Here is a 13080-nt window from a genome sequence, read left to right on the forward strand (position 1 = left end):
TACCTCGTGTTTGATTATTTGTCTTAGCTAAGAACAATCTTAGTTTAACGTAATTTCATGAAGTAGACTGTCAGTTTTCCTGACAGTCTATCTTTAAAATTGTGATATGAGACAGGCAAATTCGGATAACCAATCAGTTAATTTTTCAGCTATTTGATGCGAAGTTTCTTCCTCTGGAAAATCTGAAATAAAGTTTGATAAAGAACATAGAAAAATTTCTTTGTTTTTTTCTATGAATTGAGATACTTCTTTTTGTGAGATATTAGAAATTTTTTTTGCTAATATCTGCTTTAGAAGCGTGTCTTCAAATATAGGATCAATTAAAATTGTAGATATTATATTCTTAATCAGCAGTAATTCAAATTTCTTACTCGGAAAAAATAATTCTCTTGGATTTTTATAATGCAAACTAGATTGAAAAGCTAACGAAGCGCTGAAGCTAATATTCCTTTTTCCTTTTAGTATTTGTCCGACAGTTGTTTCGGATAATAATTCAACTTCCCCTTCTTCTGTTTCATATCCAATTTGATTTTGTAACATTTCTAGCTCGTTTATCTTTTTCTTGAGTTCTTCGCCTATCAACTTGCAATACAATTCTGCTAACACTTTTCTATATGATGTCATTTTACTTCCTTTGCGCCCGAAGACGGAAAGAAACTAAATAATTCCCGACCGATAGATGTAAAAAAGCACACTAAATCAACGGCGAAACCTTACAAGATATAGACAACTAATATAGATGTCTATTTTTTAGTTTCAATCCGTCCTTCAGTGCACTTTTGGACTTTATATTCTCCATTTAAATGGGGTAATTACATTATAAAATATAAAAAGTGGTATAATTAGGGTGATTTTTTTAAAAAAATTAGAAAAAAACACCACATTTCCGAGAGAGGATTTATGATTTTCAAAAGAACAAAGAAATATTTAATGGATTGTGCTTCGATAAGGCTTGATTCCAAAATTAACATTATAAATGAGGAGCGAAAATCAAGAGCTTCCATAGAGCATTTCTGGCATACTGGACAAAATAAGAATAAAAACAACAAGTATAATAAGCTCACGAATCAAGAGATTTCTCCAAGTAATCCCCCGTTAATTAGCTTAATTAGGAGAGGGATGGTAACCTCAAAAAACCCATTCTTATATACTCCTAATTCAATAGAAGATGTTTTTAATAATTGTAAATTGGAACAATATGGTACAAAACTAGGATTAAATATTGATGAAGAAAAGCAATATTTAAGACGCAATATAATGTTTGAATCTTACGATGAGATTTGTTTTGGTAATTCTTCTGAGCATTGGGAGCTGAAATCTTTTCTATCGTCTAGTATCATTTTAGATATTCTTTTTGAGTCTTATGACGAAAATCTATGGAGAATAGTTTTAGGATACATGCCACTTAATATTGAATTTGAGAAAATAAGATTAGATGTAGTTGACGTTCAAAAGGTATACAATATCTTGTTTGAAGAGCATTACCAATTATTTATGACTGGGATTTTTCGAGCTTCAGAAGTAGTGGTAAATACTAGTTCTTTATTTTGGGAATATTATGAAGAACGAAAAAAGAACGACTCGACAATCAATAATAAGTTAGCCCTCATTGATACTTATTTGAATGATTTCTATCATGAAATTTTAAAAAAAAGATTTGATAAATTTATTAACGATACAAGTTACTATGGATATGAAGGGAAAGCTATCCAAGAGAATAGTACTTATCAAAGTTTAGAGTCAATTATTTCAATCCAAAAAGAGATGCGAATGTATCAAAGTGGAGAAGATTCGGAAGGCATCAAGAAAAAATATAATAAAAGAATTTGGGATCATGATTTTATATGTGCACTCAATAAATATAATTATAGTGATAAGCTGTTTGAATGCACGGGTCTTTATTTAGATGATGAGGACATGGAAACGATATATGCTACATATATTTTAGATTTATCAGAAAAGCTACTTAATTCTTTAAGTAGTTTCCAAAGTTTTCGAGAGGATAATTCACATTGGCAAGGCAATTATTTGGGTTATGTCAAAAAATATCAATTCGGTAATGAGATTTTAAAATATTTAATATCGGGAGATAAAGAAATCTTAAGACCGTTGATCAGCAATCGCTTACGAATAGACAACAATCGACGTGCAAGAGAACGGTATTTTATGAAAAAACATCCTGATAGCGATTTAGCAAAAGAAACAAAAAAATTATATGAAGATCTAAAACGTCGCTGATTAAAGAAAATAATAAACTGAGAAGAAAACTCCGTTCATGGCAAATTTTTTTGATATAATAATTTCGTAATATTTTGAGTATGAAGAAATGGAGAAGTATGTTATTTTGGATTAATTTAGTAGTCACATTAATTGTGGCATATAGCCTTGGCACAAAACAATCAGGAAATAAAGTATTAAATTATTTTCTCTTGTTATTAATGATTTTAAATATTTATTTTGTTGGAAAATACATAATTGAGAAAACGCCTATTTTTGTTGACAGTATAATTAAGTATTTACAAAATATGACAACCAGTTTAGATGCCGTAATTTTAGTTGCGTTAATTACTGGTTCAATTTCACTTTTAAATTCTTTCTATTCGAGATACTCAGATAATAAAACTAAACGAAGAGAATACCTATCTGCAAAAAGAGAGAAACCATATGCTGAATTTATAGAACTTGTCTATAAAATAACTCAAAATGGGAGAAATGGATTTACATACTCCCAGAAGGATATGATTAATGACATAAGTAGTTTTAATAGTAAACTATCACTTTGGGGCTCTCCAAAAGTAGTGAAAAAGTGGAATGCTTTTAGAAAAAGTTCATTAGAGATTAAATCTAAGAGTGATACTGAACTTCTTATTTTGATGGAAGAAGTAATGAACGAGATGAGAAAAGATTTAGGAGTTAAGTCGGTTGGTCAAGGTAATTTACTATCTTTTTTTATAAATGATATTGAAAATGTGATAAAAAAGTAAATACTTCGATCTTTTATTCGATAGTATTAGACTAGTCTATAATTTTAATCATAGAAATTAAGTTCGAATTCAATCATAATTTCAACTATTGAAATTATGGAATTATGCAAAATATATCAATAGGAAAAAATATACATGAACATTAGGGAACAGAAAAAGAAAGCTCGATCTTTCGTTGAGAGATGGACTGATCGAGGAAACGAAAGACAAGATAGTCAATCCTTTTGGTTAGATTTACTAGGGACAGTCTATGGAATTGAAAATCCCACTACCTATATTACTTTTGAAGATAAAGTCATGCTCGACCACACCAGTTTTATCGATGGTTATATTGATAAAACTAAGGTTATGATTGAGCAAAAAGGATCAAATAAAGATTTGAATAAAGCTATTAAACAATCTGATGGCTCGTATTTGACACCTTTTCAACAAGCTAAACGCTATTCTGCTAACTTACCTTATTCACAGCGACCTAGATGGATAGTGACTTCCAATTTCAAAGAATTTTTCGTGTATGACATGGAGCAACCAAATGCTGAAGCTACTGTTATTAAACTAGAAGATTTAGAAGAAGAATTTTATCGTCTTGAATTTCTAGTTGACAAAACAAATGAGCATCTTGAGCGGGAAATGAAAATTTCAATGCAGGCTGGTGAGATTGTTGCTGAGCTTTATGATGGATTACTTAAACAATATATCAACCCTAATAACCCTGATACTTTGCATGCTATCAACCAATTGATAGTGAGATTAGTTTTCTGTTTTTACGCTGAAGATTCAGGTTTGTTTGGTCATAAGCTAGCTTTCCATGATTATATGGCTAGATTTTCTAATCGTGATTTTCGTCGAGGATTAATGGATCTATTCGATGTATTAGATACAAACTATTCTGAACGTGATCCATACCTGGACGATGAATTATCCAATTTCCCATATGTAAACGGGGGAATGTTTTCAGAAAGACGTGTTGAAATCCCTAACTTTACAGAAGAATTGCGGGAATTAATTCTTGAGCATGCCTCATCCAGCTTTGATTGGTCTGCTATTAGCCCTACTATTTTTGGTGCAGTTTTCGAATCTACGTTGAATCCTGAGACTCGTCGTTCAGGTGGAATGCACTATACTTCTATTGATAACATTCATAAAGTGATTGATCCTCTTTTTCTTGATGAATTGAAGGATGAGCTCAATGAAATTCGTCAACTTAAGCAACCTAAAGTTATAGAACAAAAGGCAAAGCAATTTCAATCTAAATTAGCTGATTTAACCTTCTTCGACCCTGCTTGTGGTTCAGGGAATTTTCTTACCGAAACTTACATCTCCATTCGCAAATTGGAAAATGAAGCTATAAAGCTTTATATGGGAGATACTGTCAAGTTAGACGTTGAAGATCTAGATCTTGTTAAGGTAAAACTCAATCAATTTTATGGGATTGAAATCAATGATTTTGCTGTATCCGTTGCCAAAACAGCTCTTTGGATTGCAGAAAGTCAGATGTTAGAACAAACTAAAGAAATTGTGTTTGCAAACATTGATTTCCTACCTTTAAAATCCTACACACATATCATCCATGGGAATGCTCTAACTATCAATTGGGAAAGCGTTGTTCCTAAGAAAACTTTGAACTATATTATTGGAAATCCACCATTCGTAGGACATCAATGGCAGACAAAAGAACAAAAAGAGGGAATGGCTGTTGCTTTTTCTGACTTGAAGAAACACGGTAAGTTGGATTTTGTGTCTTCATGGTTTGCCAAGGCAACGCAACTCATGCAAGATTCCAGTATTTCCACTGCACTAGTTGCAACAAATTCAATTGTACAGGGCGAGGCTGTACGTACTTTATGGGAATATCTTTTTGGAAAAGGTGTCGAGATTCAATTTGCATACCAATCTTTTAAATGGACGAGCGAAGCTAAAGATAGAGCCGGAGTTTCAGTTGTCATTGTAGGGTTCACAGCGTTTAAGACTCAAAAACCTAAACTCCTGTTCAATGGAGATAGTAAAGAGATTTGTAACAATATTAACGCTTATCTTGTTAAGGGAGATAATTACTTTATTCAATCTCGAGGGAAACCACTTAATTCTAATATGCCGATTATGACAAAAGGAAGTCAACCAACCGACGGGGGAAATCTTATTCTCTCACCTGAGGAAAAAGCTGAACTCTTAGTCAAATATCCTTCTCTATCATCAGTTATTAAGCCTTATATCGGTAGTAACGAACTCATCAATAATAAGGAACGTTACTGTCTTTGGTTAGTAAATCTTGATCCTATCCTTATAAGGGAGATTCCTGAACTGCGAGAGCGTTTGGAGGCTGTTCGTGAGATTCGTTTGACTAGTCCGACTAAGTCAGTACAACAACAAGCCTGGACTCCTCAGCTTTTTACTCAAATTCGTCAACCCAATGTTGATTATATCGTTGTGCCTGAGGTTTCATCTGAGCGACGTCGTTATATACCTATTGGTTTTTTGGATAAGGAAACAATTGTTAGTAATCTCCTTTATATGATTCCTGAAAAATCACTTTATATTTTCGGTGTTTTAAATTCTAATGTTCATATGGCGTGGACTCGTGTAGTAGCTGGTCGTTTAGAAGATAGATATCGTTACACTCCAGCAGTTTACAATAATTTCCCATGGCTGGACTTGACAGAAGAGGCCAGAAAAACCATAGAAAAGACAGCTCAAGGTATTTTAGATGCCCGATCTCAGTTTCCAAATAATAGCCTTGCTGAACTCTATGATGATATTTCAATGCCACCAGCCTTAGTAAAAGCGCATCAAGAAAATGATAAAGCGGTCATGAAAGCCTATAATATGGTAAAACTTGTAGACAATAAAAAAACTTGGCTGACTGAAAGTGAGACAGTTGCTAGATTATTTGAGATGTACGAAAAAATGACCGTAGAAAACTAAATTTAATTTTTTAATAGTAATATATGCGCTCATACGTTATAAATATCTTAATCAACTATATAATATCTCTTCTTTAAAATTCCGTAGAAAATAAAAAGACAGCAGAATCCAAAGCTGCTGTCTTTTATATATCCGAACATCTATTTTATTTCACAAAAAATGTAGTCAAAAATGTAGTCATTCGGTTGATTTTTATTGCAATACATTGAAATTCGAAAATTCAAGAATCGCGTTAAATCAAGGTTTTTTCGTTTCTACTGAAACGTAATGACCTATTATTTAACTTCTGTAAACACAACGTGTTTGCGAAGTTTTGGTGAGTATTTCTTCAATTGAAGACGGTCTGGAGTGTTACGTTTGTTTTTAGAAGTAAGGTACAAGCGTTCACCAGATTCTTTGTGTTCAAGTGTAATATTTACGCGCATGGTATCTCCCTTCTATTATTCAGCTGATGCAGCTTTAGCGATCTTACGTCCTTTGTAGTATCCTTTAAGTGATACGCGGTGAGAACGTGAGTAATCTCCAGTAGTTTCGTCAAAGTTTACAGATGGAGCTGTTACTTTGTAGTGAGTACGACGTTTATTTTTCTTCGCTTTTGATGTGCGACGTGCAGGTACTGCCATTTCGTTTTTCTCCTTTTAAGATATAAATTCAATTAGGTTTGATTTTCATCAACTTTAATAGTATATCAAAACTTTTTTGTAAAGTAAAGTTACTTGACAAAAAAAGTTGTATTTTTTTATCGTACACTGTTGAATTGTCTGAAAATTTAAAAATTTTCTTCTGTTATTCATATGAAAATTGTGCTATAATGGAACAAACTGAAATGGGAGGGAACAAATGACAGAATTAGACAAACGTCACCGCAGTAGCATTTATGACAGTATGGTAAAATCACCAAACCGTGCTATGATGCGTGCGACTGGTATGACAGATAAAGACTTTGAAACACCGATTGTAGGGGTCATTTCAACCTGGGCAGAAAACACTCCATGTAACATTCACTTGCATGACTTTGGTAAGCTTGCAAAAGAAGGTGTCAAATCAGCTGGTGCTTGGCCGGTTCAATTTGGAACCATTACGGTAGCCGACGGTATTGCCATGGGAACACCGGGTATGCGCTTCTCCCTAACGTCTCGTGATATCATCGCGGACTCTATTGAAGCAGCTATGGGTGGTCATAACGTCGATGCATTTGTAGCTATCGGTGGTTGTGACAAGAACATGCCTGGTTCCATGATTGCCATTGCCAATATGGATATCCCAGCTATTTTCGCTTACGGTGGTACTATCGCCCCTGGAAAACTGGATGGCAAAGACATCGACTTGGTTTCTGTATTTGAAGGAATTGGTAAGTGGAATCACGGCGATATGACAGCGGAGGACGTGAAACGTCTGGAATGTAATGCCTGCCCTGGCCCTGGTGGTTGTGGTGGTATGTATACTGCCAATACTATGGCTACTGCTATCGAAGTTTTGGGGATGAGTTTGCCAGGTTCTTCTTCACACCCAGCCGAATCTGCTGATAAGAAAGAAGACATCGAAGCAGCTGGACGCGCTGTCGTCAAAATGCTTGAATTGGGAATCAAACCTTCAGATATCTTGACTCGTGAAGCCTTTGAAGATGCCATTACTGTTACAATGGCTCTAGGTGGTTCTACTAACGCCACTCTTCACTTGCTCGCCATTGCCCACGCGGCTAATGTTGACTTGTCACTTGAGGACTTCAATACCATCCAAGAGCGTGTGCCTCACTTAGCCGACCTGAAACCTTCTGGTCAGTATGTCTTCCAAGACCTCTACGAAGTTGGTGGTGTACCAGCGGTTATGAAGTACTTGTTGGCAAACGGATTCCTTCACGGAGACCGTATCACATGTACTGGTAAGACAGTTGCTGAAAACTTGGCTGATTTTGCAGACCTGACACCAGGTCAAAAAGTCATTATGCCACTTGAAAATCCTAAACGTGCGGACGGTCCATTGATCATCTTGAACGGTAATCTTGCTCCTGATGGTGCCGTTGCCAAGGTATCTGGTGTGAAAGTTCGTCGTCACGTTGGTCCAGCCAAGGTATTTGATTCTGAAGAAGATGCTATCCAAGCTGTCTTGTCTGATGAAATCGTTGATGGCGACGTTGTCGTTGTTCGTTTCGTTGGACCTAAGGGTGGTCCTGGTATGCCTGAGATGCTGTCCCTTTCTTCTATGATTGTTGGTAAAGGTCAAGGAGACAAGGTGGCCCTCTTGACGGATGGCCGTTTCTCTGGTGGTACTTATGGTCTGGTTGTTGGACATATCGCACCTGAAGCTCAGGATGGTGGACCAATTGCCTACCTCCGCACTGGCGATATCGTCACCGTTGACCAAGATACAAAAGAAATTTCCATGGCCGTATCCGAAGAAGAACTTGAAAAACGTAAGGCAGAAACAACCTTGCCACCACTCTATAGCCGTGGTGTCCTCGGTAAGTACGCCCATACTGTATCTTCTGCATCACGTGGTGCTGTTACAGACTTCTGGAATATGGAACAGTCTGGTAAAAAATAAGCAAATCAAAAGCAAGCCTAAATGGCTTGCTTTTTTTGTAATTTCAAAATAGATAACTATCGTGGAGGCAATCCCAGAGCTATACGCCCATAACGACTAATACGTGTAATCTTCCAGGCTGGAGACCAAGTAACTTCAACCTTGACATCTTCAATGCCATCAATTTGTTTTAAACCTGCTACGATCTCAATCGGCAAACTTTCTGCACAATCACAGGCAGTATCAGTGAAGGTCATGACAACTGTACAAAGACCAGCCTCATCTAAATGAATCTCATAAATCAGCCCAAGATTGTATACATCTAGCTCTACATCTGTATCATAAACTTTCTCGAGTACTTCAATGATTTGGTCTTCTAATGCTAGAGCACGGTCATTAATCTTGATGTCTTCTCTCATTGTATTCCCTCCATTTTTTGACTGTTCCTATTTTCTCATAATTCTGACAATTTGGCAAGTTTTTCCCAATCCTGTTTAAAGCAAAAAAGTAGAGATAGAATCTCTACTTTTCATTGATTATTTTGATTTGACAGGTTTATCTGCAAGAGATTTAACAGCTGCGTTAATCGTTTCTGCATATAGTTTAGCACCTTCATCCTGCTTAGTAGTATCACTACCAAAGTGAACTTGGTCTGTCCCTTTCCAAATATCTGGATGGTCTTTGGCTACTTGATTCCAATCTGCAAGTGCAATATATGGATATTTTTGTGCCAATTCACGCGCATAGCTTGCATACTGTTCTACGTAAGGTTGTGTTTCCTGTGTTGTGTCACCCTCATATGGAGTTACAAGAACAAGCTGATGTCCCTTAGGTAGATTTGTTATCAGTAGATCAAGATCTTCCTTATAATTTTCAGGGTTATTGACACCAGTCGCGATGACTACAATTTTAGGCAAGGCTTTATTCTGACTGTAATTCAGCATCAATGCATTTGCTTGTTTAGTATTTCGACTGATCTGGCCATCAATCTGAGCGTCTGGTAAGAGCTCTTTCAGTCCAGCTGAAGCACGTAAGGTTACAGAATCTCCAATGATAGATACACCATCAGCTATGTTGTAGCGACTTGCTTCTGCTTGTTCTGCCATAGTTTTTGTTCGAGTGATATTAGTTTGAGCTTGATTAAGGCCAGTAAGCATCAAATCCGTTTCAAAAGCACCTACTTGTGGAGCTATCAGTATCACGACAAGGGTAATCAGACCAAGTACTCCTGCACTACCTGCAAAGATTGGGTTGATGTGCGGAATTTCTTTTGCCATTCGCAACAATTTGCTGGACTTTCCTGCAATCAAAGGTTCGAACACATAGAAAGAAAGGGTTGCGAAAAGATAAGAAAAGATAGTCGTTAAAATCACTGCTAGCAGGTTGCCCATCAATTGAGAAAAGATAATATAAAACGGCCAGTGGAATAGATAAACAGCATAGCTAGTATCTGCTAAAAAACCGATAACCTTTGGTTCTTCGATTGTCGGAGTTTTCTCGTGCAACAGTCGTGCTGCAACAATCATCAGAAGCGCAGCTAAGCTTGCCAACAAGAAACCAAATAAATAAGCAAAAAGATAATTAAATTTTACAAAGAAGGTCAATAAGAGCAAGACTCCTAGACCCGCCCCAAAGACTAGTAAGGTTTGTCTCAAATCCAAGATTCTATTCAAACGTTTGAGAAGAGGCGTTACATGACGAACACCTACCAAGGTCGCAAGCACACTTCCTAAGAAGAATGGATAAACATGAGTCAAAGTTGAGAAGTAGAGTGTTGAGTAGGAGCTAACGATAAAGCTACCAATAAACATAGAAAGGAAGCTAACCATAAAGGTCGCTGAAGAAAGTAGGAAAATCATTCCTCGTAGTTGTCCACTTGTTTTTGCTCGCTTGGCCAAGAACCAAACTGCCAAGCCCCACAAAACATAATAATGAACTTCAACAGCTAAGCTCCAGTTGTGAACAAAGAGATGGGGGATAAACTGGGACTCATAACTTCCTCCTGTCAACATTTCATAGAAGTTTGTCATAAATCCAAGAACACCAGCAATCTGGCCACCGATACCTGCCACATAATCTTGACGAACCAAGAAAGTGAAGGGCATAACGACGAGGACCATCAAAACAACCGGCGGAAAAATCCGATAGAAGCGTCGTCTAAAAAATCCTAGGATATCAATTTTACTTTTTTGTTCAAATTCTTCTAATAAGAGAGATGTAATTAGAAAACCTGAGAAGGTGAAGAAGACGTCAACCCCGAAGAAACCTCCTGGGAAAACCGTCTGAAAGAAATGGTACAAGAGTACCAAAAGCAAACCTGTAATCCTAATCAAGGAAAACCATTTAATACGCATACGAGTTTATTCTCCATTCATTAGATTAGCAAAAAAAGCCATCTAATTTTCAATCCATAGTACCTTTATTTTATCAAAAAAAACAGAAAAATCCTAAGATAAAACTTAGGATTTTTAGCTGATATTAAGCAAAATTTAGAAATTTCTCCCAGACTTGTTATATCCATATTTTTCAACAAAATGCTCACGGAATTCCAAGAGATTGTCATCCATAATCGCCTGACGAACCTGCTTCATGAGATTGAGCAAGAAGTAGAGATTATGGTAACTTGTCAAGCGGATACCAAAGGTTTCATCGGCCTTGAGCAAGTGGCGAAGATAGGCACGAGTGTAGTTCTTACAAGTGTAGCAATCACACTCAGGATCAAGCGGTGTAAAGTCCTCTGCAAACTGAGCATTCTTCACAACCAAACGACCTTGACTGGTCATACAAGTACCGTTACGAGCAATACGTGTCGGCAAGACACAGTCAAACATATCTACCCCACGAATCACCCCATCAATCAAGCTATCTGGCGCTCCCACTCCCATCAAGTAGCGAGGTTTATTCTCAGGAAGCAGCTGAGTGGTGAAATCCAAAACAGCGTTCATCTCCTCATGAGTTTCTCCAACTGCTAAGCCCCCGATAGAGTAGCCTGGGAAGTCCATGCTGACAAGATCCTGAGCTGATTGACGACGAAGGTCTTCAAAGCCTGCACCCTGTACAATCCCAAATAAACCTTGGTCATGTGGACGACGATGAGCTTTTAAGCCACGTTCAGCCCAACGGCTGGTACGTTCGATTGATTTTTTCACATAATCATAGGGTTGATAAAATTGAGGGCATTCATCAAAGGACATCATGATGTCTGAACCTAGATTATTTTGTATTGAGATGGCCTTTTCAGGTGAAAGGAACATCTTAGAACCATTAAGGTGATTCTTGAAGGTTACTCCTTCCTCTGTGATATTACGGCTATCCGCTAGAGAATACACTTGAAAACCACCGCTATCTGTCAAGATTGGTTGGTCCCAGTTCATAAACTTATGAAGCCCACCAGCGCGGGCAATGAGTTCATCACCTGGACGAAGCCACAAGTGATAGGTGTTGGATAGGATTATTCCTGACCCCATCTCTTTTAATTCTTCTGGTGACTGAGTCTTGACCGTTGCTTGAGTCCCTACTGGCATAAACATAGGGGTTGGGAAGGTCCCATGTGGTGTGATAATTTCACCCAGACGAGCTCCCGTGTGTTTTTCTTTTTTGATCAAGCGGTATTTGATTGGCGAATCTGACATTTTTTACCTCCGAAGCTGGGAAAGACAGTCCCAGTTCATACTTTGTGCCCAAGGGCATACTGTATGATTCTATCAAAAAAAACAGGAACTGTCACGAACTATGGTATAATGAAAGAATGAAGTACCCAAAAATTAAATTAAAAGAAGTTCGCCAGCAGGCTAGACAATTTCAAGCTGAGCATCCTCGTCTGCTGCTTGTCTTTTTATTGCCAAGTATTCTCTTGATTCTATCGAGCTTCATCAGGCCTTTATCCCTGCTCGACGAGGGCATTCTTGAGCAGTCCTTCTTGAGTTTTCTAGGCATCACAATCCAGTCTGCTCTCTTTCCGATTGCCGTTGGATTTACAAGCTCCATTATCCTAGCTGGTGCTCTCTTTACTACCATTAATCTTTACAGAATTTCTGAGATAGAGCTTTCCTTTAAAGATAGCCTGTCCTTGCTTGACAACCGCTTCTTTACCCAGACTTTTCTAACTCTCTTACTCAAGCGTTTCTATCTCTTTTTATGGAGCATCCCTAGTCTTTTTGGAGTTTACTTGCTCTTTTATAGCAGTGCCATGGCTCGTAAATTTGTGGAACTTCATCCCGAATTTCCATCTGTCGACGTGACAAATCCAGATATCGAACACTTCCTGCTTACTTTCGCACTCTACTTCTTTGGTAGTGTCCTTGTAATGATTTTGGGAACCATTCTCTATCTTCCGCAATACTACGCTTATTCCCAAGTTGAGCTACTCCTATGTGACACCCTTGCTATCGGAATTGCTAAACCAAGTCGTGTGCTACATACCAGCCGCTTTCTCATGAAAGGCTATAAGTTTCAACGCTTCGTCCTTGATTTACAGCTACTTCCATGGTATCTCCTTATCTGGATAAGCTTTGGAATTGCAAGTATCTCTATCTTCCCTTATATCTATAGTAGCCAGATTTTCTTCTATCAAAGGTTACTTGAAATCAAACGCAGAAAAGTTTAATACTAGTTATTAAAAACCAGCACCTTCTATGGAGAGTGCTGGTTG

The 13080-nt window shown here is 37.3% G+C and carries 11 protein-coding genes; 5 read left to right on the forward strand and 6 right to left on the reverse strand.

The window, feature by feature from the left end:
- Positions 1 to 93 precede the first annotated feature (93 nt).
- A complete protein-coding gene (locus ACXYSN_RS06180) occupies positions 94 to 624 on the reverse strand; it encodes a hypothetical protein (protein ID WP_458636501.1) in 531 nt (176 codons plus the stop codon).
- Positions 625 to 900: 276 nt separating this feature from the next.
- On the opposite strand from ACXYSN_RS06180, the gene ACXYSN_RS06185 reads away from it, so the two are divergent.
- From ACXYSN_RS06185 to ACXYSN_RS06195, 3 genes are all read left to right on the forward strand, one after another.
- A complete protein-coding gene (locus tag ACXYSN_RS06185; protein WP_458636502.1) occupies positions 901 to 2238 on the forward strand; it encodes a hypothetical protein in 1338 nt (445 codons plus the stop codon).
- Between the two features lie 98 nt (positions 2239 to 2336).
- Entirely contained in the window at positions 2337 to 2984 is a 648-nt protein-coding gene (locus ACXYSN_RS06190; RefSeq protein WP_458636503.1) for a hypothetical protein, read from the forward strand.
- A gap of 135 nt (positions 2985 to 3119) precedes the next feature.
- Entirely contained in the window at positions 3120 to 5906 is a 2787-nt protein-coding gene (locus ACXYSN_RS06195) for a DNA methyltransferase (protein WP_458636504.1), read from the forward strand.
- 275 nt (positions 5907 to 6181) lie between these two features.
- Here the strand turns inward: ACXYSN_RS06195 and rpmG are convergent, their stop codons facing one another.
- Together rpmG and rpmF are read right to left on the reverse strand one after the other, a co-directional pair.
- Positions 6182 to 6331: a 50S ribosomal protein L33 gene (gene rpmG, locus ACXYSN_RS06200; RefSeq protein ID WP_001265622.1), complete on the reverse strand. Its 150-nt coding sequence runs from the start codon at positions 6329 to 6331 to the stop codon at positions 6182 to 6184.
- A 15-nt stretch (positions 6332 to 6346) separates the two neighbouring features.
- A complete protein-coding gene (gene rpmF, locus ACXYSN_RS06205) occupies positions 6347 to 6529 on the reverse strand; it encodes a 50S ribosomal protein L32 (RefSeq protein ID WP_000290417.1) in 183 nt (60 codons plus the stop codon).
- 217 nt (positions 6530 to 6746) lie between these two features.
- On the opposite strand from rpmF, the gene ilvD reads away from it, so the two are divergent.
- The gene (ilvD, locus tag ACXYSN_RS06210) at positions 6747 to 8450 is read left to right on the forward strand and encodes a dihydroxy-acid dehydratase (protein ID WP_049526068.1); all 1704 of its coding nucleotides are present in this window, start codon (positions 6747 to 6749) and stop codon (positions 8448 to 8450) included.
- Between the two features lie 56 nt (positions 8451 to 8506).
- On the opposite strand, the gene ACXYSN_RS06215 is transcribed toward ilvD, so the two are convergent.
- The 3 genes from ACXYSN_RS06215 to tgt form a co-directional block, all read right to left on the reverse strand.
- Entirely contained in the window at positions 8507 to 8848 is a 342-nt protein-coding gene (locus ACXYSN_RS06215) for a metal-sulfur cluster assembly factor (RefSeq protein ID WP_004250665.1), read from the reverse strand.
- A gap of 117 nt (positions 8849 to 8965) precedes the next feature.
- Positions 8966 to 10783 carry an acyltransferase family protein gene (locus ACXYSN_RS06220; RefSeq protein ID WP_458636505.1) on the reverse strand — a complete coding sequence of 606 codons (1818 nt, stop codon included), beginning with the start codon at positions 10781 to 10783 and terminating at the stop codon, positions 8966 to 8968.
- A 135-nt stretch (positions 10784 to 10918) separates the two neighbouring features.
- The gene (gene tgt / locus ACXYSN_RS06225; protein WP_016466286.1) at positions 10919 to 12061 is read right to left on the reverse strand and encodes a tRNA guanosine(34) transglycosylase Tgt; all 1143 of its coding nucleotides are present in this window, start codon (positions 12059 to 12061) and stop codon (positions 10919 to 10921) included.
- A 116-nt stretch (positions 12062 to 12177) separates the two neighbouring features.
- Between tgt and ACXYSN_RS06230 the strand changes: the two genes are divergently transcribed.
- Complete coding sequence (locus ACXYSN_RS06230; protein ID WP_458636506.1) at positions 12178 to 13035, forward strand: DUF975 family protein; 858 nt, start codon at positions 12178 to 12180, stop codon at positions 13033 to 13035.
- Positions 13036 to 13080 lie beyond the last annotated feature (45 nt).

It is taken from the genome of Streptococcus sp. V869 (assembly GCF_054353515.1).